This window comes from Veronia pacifica (assembly GCF_001707825.1).
In the GTDB taxonomy this organism is placed as follows: domain Bacteria; phylum Pseudomonadota; class Gammaproteobacteria; order Enterobacterales; family Vibrionaceae; genus Veronia; species Veronia pacifica.
Genome location: NZ_LYBM01000045.1, coordinates 22,682 through 40,573 on the forward strand (window position 1 = coordinate 22,682; position 17,892 = coordinate 40,573).

General features: G+C 46.4%; 11 protein-coding genes. 4 read left to right on the forward strand and 7 right to left on the reverse strand.

Going from position 1 to position 17,892, the window contains the following annotated elements:
- Nucleotides 1-311: 311 nt before the first annotated feature.
- Nucleotides 312-3,473 carry a hypothetical protein gene (locus A8L45_RS18920; RefSeq protein WP_068904922.1) on the forward strand — a complete coding sequence of 1,054 codons (3,162 nt, stop codon included), beginning with the start codon at nucleotides 312-314 and terminating at the stop codon, nucleotides 3,471-3,473.
- A gap of 73 nt (nucleotides 3,474-3,546) precedes the next feature.
- Here A8L45_RS18920 and prlC read toward each other — a convergent pair whose 3' ends face one another.
- Nucleotides 3,547-5,589 (reverse strand): oligopeptidase A, encoded by a 2,043-nt coding sequence (gene prlC, locus A8L45_RS18925; protein WP_068904923.1) that lies wholly within the window; start codon nucleotides 5,587-5,589, stop codon nucleotides 3,547-3,549.
- A gap of 151 nt (nucleotides 5,590-5,740) precedes the next feature.
- Between prlC and A8L45_RS18930 the strand changes: the two genes are divergently transcribed.
- Together A8L45_RS18930 and gorA are read left to right on the forward strand one after the other, a co-directional pair.
- Nucleotides 5,741-6,580 carry a 23S rRNA (adenine(2030)-N(6))-methyltransferase RlmJ gene (locus A8L45_RS18930; protein WP_068904924.1) on the forward strand — a complete coding sequence of 280 codons (840 nt, stop codon included), beginning with the start codon at nucleotides 5,741-5,743 and terminating at the stop codon, nucleotides 6,578-6,580.
- Between the two features lie 247 nt (nucleotides 6,581-6,827).
- Complete coding sequence (gene gorA / locus A8L45_RS18935) at nucleotides 6,828-8,183, forward strand: glutathione-disulfide reductase (protein WP_068904925.1); 1,356 nt, start codon at nucleotides 6,828-6,830, stop codon at nucleotides 8,181-8,183.
- 93 nt (nucleotides 8,184-8,276) lie between these two features.
- Here gorA and A8L45_RS18940 read toward each other — a convergent pair whose 3' ends face one another.
- From A8L45_RS18940 to A8L45_RS18965, 6 genes are all read right to left on the reverse strand, one after another.
- Entirely contained in the window at nucleotides 8,277-9,914 is a 1,638-nt protein-coding gene (locus A8L45_RS18940; protein ID WP_068904926.1) for an alkaline phosphatase, read from the reverse strand.
- 220 nt (nucleotides 9,915-10,134) lie between these two features.
- Nucleotides 10,135-10,572, reverse strand: a complete 438-nt coding sequence (locus A8L45_RS18945) for a hypothetical protein (RefSeq protein WP_068904927.1) — start codon at nucleotides 10,570-10,572, stop codon at nucleotides 10,135-10,137.
- 246 nt (nucleotides 10,573-10,818) lie between these two features.
- Entirely contained in the window at nucleotides 10,819-11,760 is a 942-nt protein-coding gene (locus A8L45_RS18950) for an ABC transporter permease (protein WP_068904928.1), read from the reverse strand.
- A 1-nt stretch (nucleotide 11,761) separates the two neighbouring features.
- Nucleotides 11,762-12,739 carry an ABC transporter permease gene (locus A8L45_RS18955; protein WP_068904929.1) on the reverse strand — a complete coding sequence of 326 codons (978 nt, stop codon included), beginning with the start codon at nucleotides 12,737-12,739 and terminating at the stop codon, nucleotides 11,762-11,764.
- Nucleotides 12,740-12,808: 69 nt separating this feature from the next.
- Nucleotides 12,809-14,362, reverse strand: a complete 1,554-nt coding sequence (locus A8L45_RS18960) for an ABC transporter substrate-binding protein (protein ID WP_068904930.1) — start codon at nucleotides 14,360-14,362, stop codon at nucleotides 12,809-12,811.
- 91 nt (nucleotides 14,363-14,453) lie between these two features.
- Nucleotides 14,454-16,175 (reverse strand): dipeptide ABC transporter ATP-binding protein, encoded by a 1,722-nt coding sequence (locus A8L45_RS18965; protein WP_068904931.1) that lies wholly within the window; start codon nucleotides 16,173-16,175, stop codon nucleotides 14,454-14,456.
- Between the two features lie 860 nt (nucleotides 16,176-17,035).
- Between A8L45_RS18965 and A8L45_RS18970 the strand changes: the two genes are divergently transcribed.
- On the forward strand, nucleotides 17,036-17,497 hold the full coding sequence (locus A8L45_RS18970) for an Lrp/AsnC family transcriptional regulator (protein WP_068904932.1): 462 nt from the start codon (nucleotides 17,036-17,038) through the stop codon (nucleotides 17,495-17,497).
- The last annotated feature ends 395 nt before the right edge of the window (nucleotides 17,498-17,892 follow it).

Consider the following 17,892-nt stretch of genomic DNA (forward strand, 5'->3'; position numbering starts at 1 on the left):
GCAAAAAAACAAACTTACAACATAAAACTAACAACTAATTGGTGTTTATCACTTGCAATATAAAATAAAAACTTAAAAAAATTATAAGTATAAATTTCAATCAAGCGCCCGCTCAAAAAATAATCAATCATAACTTTACATTTGATTATAAATAAAAATAAAAGATAATTAATTTAATCAAGTGGTAATAAAATAATATGAGGATTTAGTCTGGTTTTTATTGTTTATTGACCATTTTTCCTTTTATTAAATTTACCCATGATGATAATCAACACCTCTTTTTATATAAACTTTGCTTGGAAAACATACAGATGGTTTTAGCCAAACGCGCAGCTCTTGCTGTTGCAATTTCTTCTGCACTCACCTTGACCGCATGTGGTGGTGACAGTTCATCAGAGAGCATCGGAACGACGGATAAAGATAAAGTCCAAGTAGGCGGTGCCATTATCACCGCTCTCGATGGCTATTTATATAACGCCCTTTTATGCGCCGATGACAATGATGACGGTAAGTGTACCGAAAATGAGGTTATCAAAGACCGAAATGGTGAACTACTGCTGACGGATAAAGCAGGTAGAATTGACGCGGAAGTTTCTTTGGAAGATGAAAACCGTCTCGCCACCCATCCTCGCTTGGTAACCACCTTTCAATCGGTTTATGACGATACTGATGTCTTCACAGAAGATATGGACCTTCCCGGTCAGGCAATGAAAGCCGTGACCCTACGAGCGCCATCCGGGGCAGAAATTATTAGTCCTATCACCGATTTGGTATCAGCCCAAATGGAAACAGGTCTGACACAAAAAGAGGCAGAGAAGGTTGTCATCGAGTCACTCTCCGGACTTTCAAATTCTGAGCTAAGTAAAGAGACGCTTTACAGTGACTACATTAAAGCCAAGGAAAAAGGTGACACTGCGCAGGCTGACGTTGCCAAAAAACTTCACAAGACAGCACAGATCCTGACTGAAACCAAAGCTAATGCCAGCTCCGAGGATGCTTTCGATAAACACATTGATGATATTGTCGAGAAAACAGTAGAGCACACTAAAGGTATGACGGACGAGGAGCTTGAGGACGAAACCAACAAGCCTTTTGTTCCTGTTACTGATGAAAAGACCGACGATATCGTTGAGAATCGGGTTGCCACGTTCAATCCAGAGCACCTCGACGGTTTGGCATACAAGGTTGCTTCAGTTAATGACCTCTATGGCGACAAGGAGTATTGGCAAGACAAAGCACTCGATATTTCTGAGTTCCTACCTCTGGTTAGCGACCAAGACGCAGAAGAAAACGGACACAAAAACACCGTTAGCATTGCCAATATTGACGAGCTAAAAACAGCAAACTTAATCGTTGAGATCTCAGACAACGTTCTAAACATTTCACGCAATGACAATACCAAAGCGGTAAGCCCACAGAATTACCAGATTCAGCTTATAAGCGATGATATTGACGCAGAAGGCAACCCAGTCGCCGATGCGGAAGATCGTCCGTTAACAATACGTGCATTGAAAACCCTGTCATTAACCGTCAAAAGCTACAATCACACCCCAGACGTTGTTGCTAGCAAACAGGCAGAAATTCAACAACAATTAGATGGTTTAGAACTGGTTAAAGGCGAACAACTTCAAACCACAACCCTTGACCTCAATGATTTGTTTAGCGACAAAGATGGCGATACGTTAACGCTTCAAGTCAGTTTGAGCCTGCAAGGTGTCAACGCAGAGATCAATGGCAATCAGCTAACGCTTTCAGGCACGCCGAGCACACCAGCAACAGACATAAAGCTCACCATTACAGCCACAGATAGCCAGCAGCTGAGGGCTGAATCCGTCTTTTCGCTGCCCGATGTAAAAGTTCTTGATTTTGACACTACACTCCGAGATACGCTGGTTGGCGCGAATAAAGTTTGGTATCGGTGGACTTCTTACGGCAATCAACAGGACAACACACTCACTGCCACTTGCGTCGCCTTTAAATTTGTTCCGGGCGACAACAGCAATAGCGGTAACGTCTTTTTCAAGGAAGGTCAAACATGTGCAAAAGAGTCAGATGTTGTCAATCCTTTTGGGACATGGTCAGTTAACACACAAAATGGCAGTATTCGTCTAAGTACTGAGATGGGCTCGAGTACCCTTTCTGGCTTGTTGAATAAAGACCTATCAGATGAAACCAACACACCACATATCGTTGTCGCCGAAGAAGAAACGGCATCAGCCGTGACACGAGCTTCAAGTGGCAGCTTGTCCGTTGAGACCGACACGACACATTATGTCTCAACATATTATAAGGGTATTAAATCAGCCAATAGTTACTGGAACTTCAATAACGCAACACTTTGGATAAACGGTGAAGCGGCCAAGGTATTTTCTGAGTCTAAGATCGATTTATACTCGAATGAGGGTAGGCCTGCCATTCTTAACGTCAGCGTTAACATTGGCGGTCAAAGTTGCTCTTCGCTTGGTTTCGAAGAGGTGAGCGAGGAAACGGATAAGGGTAATAGTTACATATTCTCAGAGAGTAGCCCCGAATTCATCATCTTTAGCAACAATGGAAATTACGTACACTCCAGCGATATCGCAGAAACCTATATCACTGACACTGAGGAACAGGGTTGTGCAGTAAAGCTCTTCCCTTATGTTGAAAACAGGTTAGACGTGAATCCTGGTGCACCCCTAACAATTCGTTTCACGGCTAAAGATTCTGCTAATAATGAAGAGTTTATCATCAATACATTCGTCGACCGCCACATGGCAATTCAGGCTGGCCACGACTTAAACGTTGATAGTTCTGGCCTTTACTTTATTCATGGTTTCAATGTCCTTTACATTTCTCAGGAAGACGGTCAATTCTGGGGACGCGAGGGTACATTTGACCCAGAATCAAAGACGTTGACCTTTGGTGAGAAAAAAGAGGAAAGCTCTACATTCCTGCGATATCAAACAGCCAGTGGTAAAGCTGCATATCAGGTTTATGGATCTACATGTGATTCATATGACAGGTGTGAACATGAGTCATTTTCATTCTGGAGTAACGATGGTAAGAACATCTTTATTCAGAGTGCTAATGACAAAATACTCGAGCTAGAATTGCCCTTCACCTATGATGAGCCAAGTGCTCTCGATAAACTCAAGGAACTTAGTGGCCAAGACGTTTCATTCCTGAATACAACCTGGTTTATAAATTTCCCTGACCATAAAGACGAATCAGGCCAATTCACATTCAAGGCTGACGGCGCTTACAGGAACGATAGCTTGTTTAGTAGATGGGAAGACTTTCCTGAAGATTTGCCGTGCTTAAAGGCTGAAGGCCATACGTGTCGCTATGAAGAGCTGAATGACATGTATGATTTTGACGATGAAGGCCAAATGCACGACGTAAAATGGCGCTGGAATCCGGAAACGCCGAATATCATTCAGCGCTTCAAGGACGGCCGCCACAATTCAACATGGACTCGCCTCTCTTTAAACTAATGAAGAGAAAAGATGAGTTAATTAAAAAACGCACCTCTCGGTGCGTTTTTTTATCCTCGCGATTTCTGAAAAATCAGCCAGCAATACCACTGTGACGCAACAATGCATCCGGCGATGGCTCGCGGCCACGGAAGCGTTTGAACAGCTCCATAGGCTCTTCACTGCCGCCACGCTCGAGAATGTTCTCAAGGAACGACGCGCCTGTATCTGTGTTGAAGATTCCCTCTTCTTCAAAACGGCCAAAGGCATCAGAGGATAGTACCTCTGCCCACAGGTAACTGTAATAGCCAGCACTGTAGCCACCAGCAAAGATATGGCTGAAGGCGTGTGGGAAGCGGTTCCATTCAGGCGATGGTACAACAGAAACACGACTTTTCACTTCAGCCAGGGTCTCCAATACTTTTGGTCCTTCTTCAGGGTCAAAGCGGGTGAACAGCGTGAAGTCGAACAGTCCGAATTCCAACTGACGCAGAATAAACATCGCCGACTGGAAGTTCTTCGCGGCAAGCATCTTGTCTAACATGGCTTTTGGCAATGGCTCGCCCGTCTCAAAGTGACCGGAAATAAACGCCAGTGCCTCTTCCTGCCAGCACCAGTTTTCCAGGAACTGACTTGGCAGCTCGACCGCATCCCACGGCACGCCGTTAATACCGGATACAGCCGGAGCTTCAACCTGTGTCAGCATGTGGTGGATACCATGACCAAACTCATGGAACAGCGTAACCACTTCGTTATGGGTAAACAGCGCAGGTTTATCACCTACAGGCTTGTTAAAATTACAGGTCAGGTAAGCGACAGGCGTTTGTAACTCACCATTATCAGTTACACGACGTACACGACACTCATCCATCCACGCTCCGCCTCGCTTATTTTCACGGGCATACAGATCGAGATAGAAGCTACCACGGAGGTCACCTTTGGCATCGAAAATATCGTAGAAAGACACGGACTCATGCCAAACATCGACACCTTCACGCGGCTTCACTGTCATACCAAACACACGGTTCAGTACTTCAAACAGGCCAGACACGGCCTTGCTTTCAGGGAAATAAGGTCGCAGTTCCTCATCGGAAATACTGTATTGGTGTTGCTTGAGTTTTTCACCGTAGTAACCGACATCCCAAGGCTCAAGTTTTTCAACGCCGTAGGTGTCTTTAGCGAATGCTTCCAGATTTTGAAACTCTTTCTGACCCTGAGGGTGGGCTTTTTCAGCCAGCTCGTTCAGAAAGCCCATCACCTGTTCTGTGCTCTCTGCCATCTTGGTAGCTAGTGAACGCTCACTATAGCTGTTAAATCCGAGAAGTCGCGAAATCTCATGCTTCAGTTGTAGAGTTTCATGAATCAGATCAGTATTATCCCACTTACCCGCAGACGGACCGCGATCCGATGCACGGGTCGAGAACGCCTCGTAAAGTTCAGCACGCAGCTCTCGGTTATCACAGTAGGTCATCACAGGTAAATATGAGGGCATTTCAAGCGTGAGCAGGTAACCCTCTTCCTCTTTGGCTTCTGCCGCCGCTTTGGCACCTGCCAAGGCAGATTCAGGCAGGCCTGACAGCTCGGCCTCATCTTTTACCAGTTTGCTCCACCCCATGGTGGCATCCAGCACATTATTCGAGAACTTGGATGATAGCTCTGACAAACGCTTGCTGATCTCACCGAAGCGGTGCTGGTCTTTTGCGTTGAGCGCGATGCCAGATAACTCGAAGTCACGCAGCGCATCGGTAACGGTTTTCTGTTGCGCTTGGGTAAGGGTCGCGAATTCACTACTCTCTTTGATTGCTTTGTACGCGTCGTAAAGCGGCTTGTGTTGACCGACCCAGGTTGAATATTCTGACAACAGCGGCAAACAGGCCTCATAGGCGTCACGAAGTTCCTGACTGTTTACCACTGAATTCATGTGGCCCACAGGCGACCAGATTCTGCTCAAGCGGTCATCTGTTTCTGCCAACGGCGCAACAATAGTTTCCCAGCTCGGCGCAGCATTTGTAGCCAGCACCGCTTCAACCGCCTTGCGACAGTCAGCCAGTGCCTGCTCAACCGCAGGTTGTACATGCTCAGGTTTAATTTGCGAAAACGGCGGTAAATCGGTAAACGTCAGTAGTGGATTAGCCATTAGCCTGTTCCTTTCTCATTAATGCTATTCATTTTTATGGAGTCACCTCTCGCCCTTTTCAATCTGGCTCGCGGGCTTTTAGGCTGCATCCATCGCTACAATCAGCGATAATGCGAGCCATATAACTTATTTTATCCAGTGGACCTCCAAGATGCTCAGTTACCGCCACAGCTTCCATGCCGGCAACCATGCCGATGTCGTCAAACACATCGTTCAGTCTCTTATCATCGAAGCATTGAAAGAAAAAGAAAAGCCATTTGTTTACCATGATACTCACAGTGGCGCCGGGCGGTACGACTTGCGCGATGAATGGTCAGAAAAAACGGGCGAGTATAAGGAAGGCATTGCTCAGCTGTGGCAGCGGGATGATGTCCCGGTTCTGATAAAACCCTACCTAGATGTCATCAAGGGCCTTAACTCTGGTAACGAGCTGCGGTTTTATCCCGGCTCACCAAAAGTTGGGCGTGCCCTGCTGCGGGAGCAGGACAGAGTAACAATGACTGAGCTTCACCCCAGCGACTTTCCACTGTTGCTGCAAGAGTTTCGTGGCGACAGACAGGTAAAAATGTTCAAGGAAGATGGCTTCGCAAGACTCAAGGCGAGCCTCCCGCCAAAAGAGCGTCGCGGTATGGTGCTAATCGACCCGCCGTACGAACTCAAGCATGAATATCAGGATGTGGTAAATGCTATTGGTCAGAGTGTAAAGCGCTGGGCAACAGGCACCTATGCCATCTGGTATCCGGTTGTTTATCGTCAGAACATAGACCTGATCACCGAAGGGCTTGAGAAACTGGGCATCAGAAAGATCCTACAAATTGAGCTCGGGGTAGCTGAAGATTCACAGGAAAGAGGGATGACTGCGTCGGGCATGATAGTCATTAATCCTCCGTGGAAACTCGAAAAACAGATGAGTGAACTCCTGCCATGGTTGCAGCAAGTGATTGCACCTGAGACAGGCCACCATTTTGTTAAATGGGTTGTGCCAGAATAACCCTTGTGGTCTTCACTTATCCCCCCATATACATAAAGTGAAACAAATCTTTGCCTGACACTGACGAGATAGATCAAATAGTCGATGCATTACATGGTTTAAGCGTCAATACACAGTAAAAGCCTTAGCCACTGAGCACATAATTGGTGATGGCTTGTCGTACAATTAGCGTTTTACACCAGAAAAAAATGACGTAATGTTTACTGTATCTTAGTCAATCAGGCGGCCCGTTAAGATGGAGAACAAAATGGCCAAGCATTTCGATTATATCTGTATTGGTGGCGGCAGTGGCGGTATCGCTTCTGCTAACAGAGCAGCCATGCACGGTGCCAAAGTGGCACTGATAGAAGCAAAACACATGGGCGGTACCTGCGTAAACGTAGGTTGTGTGCCTAAAAAAGTAATGTGGTACGGCGCTCAGGTTGCCGAAGCCATCAAGCAATATGGGCCATCATACGGGTTTGATACCACGGTTAACCATTTTGACTGGAGCAAACTGATTGAGAACCGTTCTGCGTATATCGGACGGATCCATAAATCATACGATAACGTGCTGGGCAAAAATCAGGTTGAAGTGATCAACGGCTACGCGACCTTTGTTGACGCTAATACTGTCGAGGTAATGGGTGAGCAGTATACCGCTGACCATATTACAATCGCAGTGGGCGGCAGCCCGATGATCCCAAGCTTGCCGGGAGCAGAGTATGGTATTGATTCAGACGGTTTCTTCGACCTCCCTGAGCAGCCAAAGCGCGCAGCGGTTATTGGCGCGGGCTATATAGCCGTTGAAATTGCCGGCGTTCTGAATGCGCTAGGTACTGACACGCACCTTTTTGTTCGCAAAGGCAAACCGCTTCGCAGTTTTGATCCTACGATTGTCGAGACCTTGGTTGACGTCATGAACAATGAAGGTCCCACTCTGCGTAATGAGTGTATTCCGAAAGAAGTAGTAAAAGAGCAGGATGGTAGCCTGACCATTCACTTCGAAAATGGCCACTCACACAACACTGATGTCCTGATCTGGGCTGTTGGACGTAAGCCAGCGACAGGTAACCTGAATCTTGAGGCCGCTGGTGTCAAGACAGATGATCGCGGCTACATCATTGTGGATGAATACCAGACCACCAGCACCGCCAACATTTACAGCGTAGGTGACATTATTAAGGGCGGCATAGAGCTGACACCTGTTGCCGTTAAAGCTGGCCGCTTGCTGTCTGAACGCCTGTTCAACAACAAGCCTGAAGCCAAAATGGACTACGACCTTGTGCCTACTGTGGTATTCAGCCACCCAGCCATTGGTACGATCGGACTGACTGAGCCTGAAGCCATCGAAAAATATGGTGAGGATCAGGTAAAAGTTTATACGTCTGGTTTTACAGCAATGTATACCGCCGTCACCGAGCACCGCCAGCCATGTAAAATGAAGCTGGTTTGCGCAGGGCCTGACGAAAAAGTCGTGGGTCTGCATGGTATCGGCTATGGCGTTGATGAAATGATCCAAGGCTTTGGTGTTGCCATGAAGATGGGTGCAACCAAAGAAGACTTTGATAGCGTGGTTGCGATTCACCCTACCGGGTCTGAGGAATTCGTTACCATGAGATGATAAAAAAGCGCTGAGTTAACTTAGCGCTTTTATCATCTGTCTTTATTATGGGCTGCCATTAGGCAGCTTTTTTCATGCGTCGTTAGCCGCTGATTACTTCAGGCCCAGTGCCTTAATCATTTTCTGGCCGACCTCAACATGATGCTGCATCGTTGAAAACTGCTCGGTTACGCTGGTTGGACCGAAAGCGTAAACTGGGACGGGTGCCGCTGTGTGTGTCCCTGTTCCCCAAACCACATTCTGATCTGCTGCCAGCACGCGACCAATCTTTGCTGTATGGTCATCATCGGCATAAACATAGAACTCTTTAAAGTCATCAAACTGAGGGACTACTTTCGCACTTTGATACTTGTGGCCAGTCTGATAATAGCTATTTTTCTCACGCTCGCCGACAGCTGCCGCCTGATCTATGGTGACCTTGTAGTCGCTGTATTTATTGATTGCAGCCTGCCAGTCTTTTGCAGACGCCTCATCAAAATTCCAGTCAGGGCTCGCTGCATCCAGCATATCGAAAAATGTGCCACTCTGATTATAGAGTCGGTCGAGATGGGCCAAGTCACCAAAGTTAAAGTTAGGTTTGTAATCATGACCTTTCATACCAGCACCCGGCAGAGTTTCCGCCTTTGGTGTTTCTTTGCGCGAGTAACTGAAACCAAAGCTGCCTGTCTCATGGTCTGCAGTAACAACCACCAGCGTGTCGTTGCGGTTTTCTACCCACTCATAAACGGCATTGACTGCTTCATCAAACTTCAACAGCTCATGCAGCATCCAGCCAGCATCGTTGGCGTGCCCTGCCCAGTCAATCTGCCCGCCCTCAACCATCAGGAAGAAGCCATCTTCATCACGTGATAGCACATCCAGTGCTTTAATCGTCATATCACGCAATGATGGCTGAGTGCAGGAGTTATTCTTTTTACAGGTAGAATATGCAATGCCGTCGTTCATGCCAGAGTTAGCGAATAAACCAAGAAGCTTATCTGTCGCCGCGCTTTCAAGTTGTTTTCTATCAAATGCTAACTCGTAACCATGCTTTTCTTTGGCTTCAACCACTAGATTACGATCATCTTTACGCTTTGATTTTTTGTAGACGGATTTTGGCGCGCCCAGTGCTGCCATTACTTCTTGATCGGCGACATCCTTTTTAATGTCTGATGGCATGAATACTCTTGCACCACCGGAAAGCATGACATCAACGTTACCGCTTTCTATCAGCTCAACTGCAATTTGAGACTCGAAAGAGCGGTGTGGCTGGTGAGAAGCAAAAGCCGCTGGTGTCGCGTGAGTAATGCGAGTGTCGGACACAAGACCTGTCGCCTTTCCAGCCTTTTTCGCTTTCTCAAGGATGGTTTCTACAACGTTTCCCTGATAATCAAGGCCAATCATCTCTGAGCCTGCAGCTACCCCCGTCGCCAACTGGGTGGCCGAGCAGGCAGAATCAACCACCAGCTTACCGTGTTTTCCGTGTGGCGCATTCAGTGAGAGTCCCAGACGCCCCTTATTGGCAAGCTTGGACAGTGCTGTTTGTCTCTCCAGCTCAGAGCCCGGCGCACGGCGGACATATTCTTCAAGCAGGCCGACCTGTTGTGGGCCCATACCATCACCAATCATAAGAATGACATTTCTGACTTCATACTTATGGGATTGAACACTTTCAGATGCCACAGCAACATTTGCCGAGAGACTTCCCATTGCCACCGCAGAAACGGTAATGGCCATCAGCGTCTTTTTCATCGTTTAATCCTTAAACACGATTGAAATAAAATTCGCGGCAAGACTATGATGAAAACGTGATGGTTTAATTGCTGATTATTTACACTTTTTTGACAAAACCCACCTCACGAGCAACGCGCTTCATTTTTCATGTGACTGGGTTTTAGTCGGTATGCGGATAAAATTTGAGGGGTAATTGAGAAACCAGCCGTTTGGGAACAACGGCTGGCATTGAGTTAATTTATCTGGTCCGGCTGAGCAACGGTAAAGCCGGTTGAGACAACTGCTCTGGCGCAGTCTGCTCTTCAGTCTCGACTCTTAGCTGTCGAATAAAAGACGTCTCTGACCACGGGTGTAGCTCTCTAAGCCTGTCCCGGGAGTGGATCGCCATACGGAAATCGTTGTATGGCCCCACAAGACAGCGGTAGAGCTCCGATTCCTTGCGAAGGAACAAGGGTGCATTATCAAGTGAAATACGCAGTAGCTGAGCGAACCAAGGGGGAGGAACTCTATCTGTCATGCTGCATTGAACCCAGAACTGCTGAGCATCATCTGCAGGATTTCTACCCCAAAGCCCTTCGCCCACGTCACACTCCGTGGATAACATCAACCAACCCGCCTCACCTTCGCTTGCTTGACAGGATGTTGCGGCATTGGCTGTTGGTAAAAGCGCCAGCATAGTTATTGCTAAAAAGATTACCCGAAACAACACACTCACCTCTGAGTCCACTTATCTCAGTAAGCTTATGACGAAAAGAGCAATACTAACAACCCAGAGGCTGTCTCAGATGCTAAAGAAAGTTCAAAAATTAGTGATCTGAGTGCTGAACATGGTCTTGAAAGTGAAAAATGCCTATTAATGGTCGCCAGAAAAACAAAAAGCAGCCGAAGCTGCTTTTTGTTTTTCATTGTTTTCACTCAAATATTAACCCTTGTAGATTTTAGGATTAAAGACATCGCGCAGCCAGTCGCCGAGAAGGTTAATCACCAACACCAGAAGAACGAGTAATATCCCAGGGAAAGCCGTTATCCACCATGATCCCGAGAAAATATAGGTGAAACCAATACTGATCAGTGATCCGAGAGAAGGTGTGTCAGCTGGCATCCCAAGCCCGAGGAACGACAGCGCCGCTTCCGACATAATGGCATTTGCCACCTGAACCGTTGAGATCACGAGTATCGGTGAGAGACAATTTGGCAAAATATGTCTGAACATGATCCTCAGAGAACGGAACCCCATGACCTGAGCCGCCTCAACATATTCTTTCTTTTTCTCTGCCAACACAGAAGCGCGAATAGTTCGTGCATACTGCGGCCACTCCGCAACACCGATGATAACCACCAGCATCAGAATCGCGTACTGACTGTAAAATTCACTGCCAAAACTGGCTTTGAAAATCGCCGATATAATGATCGCGACCATCATAGTAGAGAACGACAACTGAACATCAGCAACCCGCATCAGAAAGCTATCGATTCGGCCGCCAAAGTAACCAGCCGTCAGACCAACCACAATTCCAATCGCAAGTTGAAGTGCCACCGCACCTAAACCGATGATCAGCGATATCCTCAGACCATACATCATCGTTGAGAGAATATCTCGGCCCTGATTATCAGTGCCTAGTAAGAAGCGTGTTTCACCCTCCTCAAGCCATGCAGGTGGTAGCTCTGAGTCCATGATATCAATTGTCGCCAGATCATAAGGGTTAGCCGGGGACAGGATGGGCGCAAACACTGCAGTCAGAACAAACAGAGCAAACACGATAAAGCTGCCGATTGCTACTTTATCGCGCTTAAAAAAGTAGAAAAAATCAGATTCCAGAAAACGCTGCCAGCGCGAAGGAGTTGTCGAAGTTATATTAGTCATACTAAGCTCCCTTGCCTGTCAGGTTTACCGTAGGATTGATAAATCCGTACAGTAAATCGACCAGAGTATTCGTCACGACAAAAATCAGTCCGACAAAAATGACGTAGGCAGTGATCAATGGCGTATCCACACGATTAATCGCCTCAAGAAAAATAAAGCCCATCCCCGGCCATTGGAAAACAGTCTCAGTCAGGATGGTATACGCCACCATAGTACCGATTTGGACACCCCCAACAGTAACCACAGGCAACATCGTATTTTTCAGTGCATGCTGGTAATAAACCTGCTTGTCAGGGAGGCCTTTTGCGCGAGCGAATTTTACATATTCTGTGCTCAGAGCCTCCAGCATCTCAGAGCGGACTAGACGAATAAAGAGCGGGAGCATAATGGAGGAAAGAGCAATACTGGGTAAGATAAGGTGTGCAAGGCCATCTAATGTGAAAAAGCCAGACTCCCAGCCAAGCACATTGGCAGTTTCGCCTCTGCCGTAGGATGGTAGCCAGTTTAATTCTATAGAGAAGACATACATCAACATGATCGCGGTCAGGAAGACCGGAATAGATATCCCAACAATACTAAAACCCATAATGGCTTTCGTTAACGCACTATTAGGGTGAATAGCGGAATACACCCCGAGCGGAATAGATACCACAACAATGATAAGCGATGCTGCAACAACAAGTTCCAACGTCGCAAAAAGCTTATCGAAAATAACATCAACCACAGGGCGCTTATAGAAATAGGAGGTGCCTAGATCACCTTGCAGTGCGTTACTAACAAATCGACTGTATTTAACAAGGAATGGATCATTGAGTCCCATTTCCTCCCTCAGCACGTCCCGCTCTGCCTCGGATACTGATTGACCAACCAACTCTCTCAGTGGATCACCCAGATTATCCTGAATGGAAAACGCAACCAGACTGATTACAAACATGACGATCAGTGCCTGATAGACTCGTTTCCCTAAAAATGTAAACATGTTTACCTCACAAAATCCCTACGGCTAAAACAGGCAGACACCCTGATAAGGGTGTCTGCTCTAAACCTCTTACTTCACGACAAGATCGCCAAAGTAAGGGAAATTCATACCATTGATAATCGGTTTAATATCAACATTTTTCTTGGCTGCCCAGGATGGGTCCTGCCAGTGAAGAGGAACAAATGCTGCATCGTTGTAGAGCATTTCTTCAACATCGCGGAGCATCTTGTTACGCTTTTTCAGGTCAGTCTCACCGTTTGTCGCGGCAACCAGCTTATCCACCTCAGCGTTTGAGTAATGTCCACAGTTATACTGGCCTTTTCCTGTTTCGGCATTACGCGTCATGGTCAAAAACTCAGTAAAGTTGGCAGAATCCTCAGTATCTGGGTGCCAGCCAATCATCTGCATACCCGCTTCACACTTATCAAATTCAGGCCAGTACTGCGCTTTTGGCATGGTTTGAAGGTCAACTTTGATTTGAATCTTCGCCAACATTGCCGCCACAGCTTGCGCGATCTTCTCGTCATTCACATAACGGTTGTTGGGTGCGATCATTGTCAGGCTGAAGCCATTCTCATAACCCGCCTCTTTCATCAGGGCCTTGGCTTTTTTGAGGTCATAACGAGGCGTCAAGTCAGCGTTATACCCTGCATAGCCAACAGGACTCTGCTGGCCAGCAGCAGTCCCCGAGCCTTTCATGATTTTCTTGGCAATACCTTCGTTGTTCACTGCATGAACAATCGCCTGTCGAACTTTTACATTTCTGAGCGGCTCAGATACCTTTTGGTTGAGCTGGAAAGTAATAATGCGCGTACCTGGCATGGTAAACAGGTCGAGCTTATTGTTGCTATCAATGCGCTTGTAGTCATTTGGAGAGACTGGCGCAATCATATCGACGTCGCCAGACAACAAGGCAGCAACACGCGTTGCATCTTCTTTGATAGGAACCAGAGTCAGCTTATCGACGTTACCTTTAGACGCTTTGTCCCAATAGCCATCGAAACGTTCAAACTCAACTTTGACACCTTGTTCACGGTCGGCAATTTTAAATGCACCTGTACCAGACAAATTGGCCGATGCGAATGTTGAACCGTTCTTTTTGATCTCAGATTTGTCTTTACCGTCTGATGTCGTGCCAGAGTAATACTTGCTATCCATGGCAAAGATATAAGTAGCAACGTTTTCTACCAGTGGATATAAGCCATCGGTCACGATATCAACGGTGTAAGCGTCAACTTTATTCAGAGCAGTAAGCGGTGTGAATATTCCTTTGAAATCAGAAGAAGACTTGATTCGGTTGAATGTCCAGACTACATCATCTGCCGAAAAATCATTTCCAGAGTGGAACTTCACGCCCTTGCGAAGGTAGAAACGCACAGTTGTGTCGTTCAATCTTTCCCATCTTTCAGCAAGACGGGGCTCAAACTCCATGTTTTGATTGAAGCGAATCAGTGGATCAAACACCATATGAGAGAGCTGGAGAGTACCCCCTGAAAGTTGCTCTTGTGGATCAAGTGAGACTGGGTCTGCATCATAAGCAACGGTGATATTAGCAGCGGCAGCAGAAAAGCTAAGGCCGGCAGCCATTAATGCCAGAGCCAATTTCGTTTTTACGGTCTTCATTTGCATTACTCCTTATGCAGGGAGAAACTCCCGACTGTGTTGTGTTTTGGCATAAACGCCACCCGGCACAACCTTCCTCCGGACGGTATAGTTAGTAACTCATTGTTTCTGAATTGATATTCATACCTTTAAACTCAGGCATCAGTGATATCAACTGACGACTGTATTCATGACTCGCTGATACAAATAACTCCTCAGTAGGTGCGACCTCCAGCAATTTGCCTTTCTGCATCACGCCGATACGATCACACATCTGACGAATAACGGGCAGGTCGTGGCTGATAAACAGCATGGTCAGGTTCAACTCCTGTTGCAGATCTTTTAATAAGTTGAGGATCTGGGCTTGTACCGACACATCCAATGCTGACGTTGGCTCATCACAAATCAACAGACGAGGCCTTGTTGCAAGCGCCCTGGCAATAGAAATACGCTGCCTCTGGCCACCAGAAAATTCATGAGGATATTTCACGCCGCAAGCTCGACCCAAGCCAACATGGTCAAGCAGGTCATCAACGATTGAAGAAATCTGGCGCTCGTTATCTGCCAGTTGATGAAAACGGATAGGTTCGGCAATGATATCTTTGACTTTCATTCTGGGGTTCATCGACGAATAGGGGTTCTGGAAAACCATTTGCATCTGTCGTCGAAGAGGACGCCGTTCCGCCTCATTTTTTAGTGATGTGAGGTCAATACCTTCAAACGTCACCTTGCCGGAGTTTGGTGGATAAAGCCCAGTGATCACCCGTGCAATCGTTGACTTGCCCGACCCGGATTCGCCGACAAGACCGAAAGTTTCTCCCTCATGAATCTCGAAGCTGACGTCTTCGTTGGCTTGCACGTACTCACGGCGGCTTTCAAAAAAAGAATCACGGGTGACAAAACGCAGATTGACGTTTTCAACCTTGAGCAGCGGTCCGGTATATACGCGTTGGTCTTCACTCTGGCCAAGCCAGTGGTTTTTTACATCAAGAGGCTTCATTTCTTTGGCTTCTTCGATATAACTAACCAAAGGGAACCTATCGAGTTTGACGTCAGAACGCGGTACAGCAGAAATAAGGCTTTGTGTATACGGGTGCTCGGGCTGCCCGAGTACTTTGGCTGTTGGGCCAAACTCGACAAGATCGCCCCTGTACATGACCGCAACTTTATCCGTAACGTTCGATACGACACCCATGTCGTGGGTAACCAGCATACAACCCACATTTTTCTTCACACATAAGTCGCGGATTAGCGTTAGGATTTGATCCTGAATGGAGACATCCAGTGCTGTTGTGGGCTCATCGGCGATAATAAGATCAGGCTCACCAGCCAGTGCGATAGCAATAACCACCCGTTGCCGCATGCCTCCTGAAAACTGGTGAGGATACTGCTTAAGACGATTTTCGGGCTGTGGTATGCCGACCTGTTCCATTAACTGCAATGCGCGAGCTTTGGCATCACTGTCATTGAGATTCAAATTGATTTGGATGGTTTCAACCAGTTGCTGCTCAACCGTGAACAGTGGATTCAACGAAGTCATAGGATCTTGGAAGATAAAGCCTATTTTTGACCCTCGGACTCGGCGCATCTCTTCGCGACTGAGATCAGAAATTCTTTCGCCATCGAGATAAACGTCACCGCTCGCGATTCTTCCCGGGGGACTGAGCAAATCAATGACACCATTACCTACTGTCGATTTACCCGCACCAGACTCCCCAACCACGCCTACAATTTCGCCTCGCGAAATTGAAAAAGACAGAGATTTGACGGCTGCATGAACGCCATGCCTCGAGGGATATTCGATTCTCAGATTTTTTACTTCCAGCAAAGCCATTCGTGATACCTCTGTCTTCCTTAAGAATTTCCCTTTTGACTTAATTAGTTAAGTCAACATCCATTGTTTAGCTATTACAGCCCAGACGATTACTTGAGAGCGGATGGCTAATCTGTCAAACAATTAACAAAAGATCAACATTCTGGACTCTGCCGCGAAAAAAGTACAAAAAGCTCAGAAAATCTATTCATGTTTTTTGACAAAAATTGCTTAAACACAGAGCCAGGCAATACTATTAAGTCTTATTTATCAGTACTTTTACATAATAAAAAAACAATTAAAAAAGAAAAATTAATCACTTCTTGAATAATGATCTTATTCGGGCTTTTTAGACCGATGTCAGATCGTCTTATGGTAGAAAGCACTAATAAAAACACTATTAGCAAGACTTTTATCGTAAAAGCATAAGTTCACCACTATTTGATAAAGTTATTTTTTTTGAGAAAAAATGTAAAAAATCAGCTATCAATAGCGAGCAGACAACAAAAGCGTGAGCTTTTGCGCAAATTTCCACTTTTTTAAAAAGTAGCAGCAACTACGTAAGGCGTGTTCAGCTTACAGAAGTTGGCTATCACCATCCGGTTTACCGCAGTGAACATTGGAGTAACAGGTGAGTCAAATACCTTACTGTTTTTTCGCGGAGAGATAATCAAAATAGATAGTTGAGACACATAACAGGGAAAGCGGGCTCCCAAACTTATCGAGTGCAGCGTCGTAGACTGCGTAAAAATATGCAAGTCTCAATCAAAAAGAGGAAATTTACGTCGGACTGGTCAATACCATGGGATAAATTTCTTGCCTAGCAATCTGCGCCGACTTAACGTGACATAAATTTCTAGTTTGGAACTATTTTGGAGAAAATACATTTAGACAAAGTAGACAAGGCTCTGCTGGCAAGGCTGCAGGAAGATGCCAGCCTCTCTCTCGCTGACCTTGCAGAATCTGTCAACTTGACCACAACCCCCTGCTGGAAACGTCTCAAGCGTTTAGAAGAGAGCGGAGTGCTAAGAAAGCGGGTTGCCTTGCTTGATCCGGCGATTCTTGGTCTGTCGTTTACCGCCTTCGTCCATATCAAAACGTCCGATCATTCTGAAGATTGGTATCAACGCTTTGTTGACGCGGTAACCCCTTTTGATGAGGTAATGGAGTGTTATCGTATGGCCGGAGAGTACGATTACATGATGAAGGTTCAGGTAGCAGATATGCCAGCGTTCGACCTATTTTATAAAAAACTGGTTAATAGCATTGATGGTCTGACAAATGTCACTTCAACGTTCGCTATGGAGCCGCTCAAATACACTACCGCACTGCCTTTGGTCTGAGATGTGTCTTTTCGCAGTCTGTCCGTAAAAAATAGCGTTAACATCGTGCCATAAGCCCGTTCCCAATAGCGGGCTTCTCTCGATATAAACATTGAGAGATAAATTTTCTCATTTTTGATATATCCACCAACCCCGGAAGGTAGCCCAATTTAAGTCGACGTATATTGATTCCCGCAAAGCTGGGGGCTCATCTTTTCTCGGTAGGGATAAATGAAGTCAATGAAGAGAATCAGATCGGACTGACGGCCAACGATCTTGTAGCAAACGGCATGGTGCTTTTTGGCTAACTTCAATGCTGCAGATACGAAAAAGCCCGCACGAATGAGCGGGCTTCTCTAAATGTGGTCGGTGAAGAGGGATGCGATGGGACTGGCCTTCCAGCCCACGACCCTGTA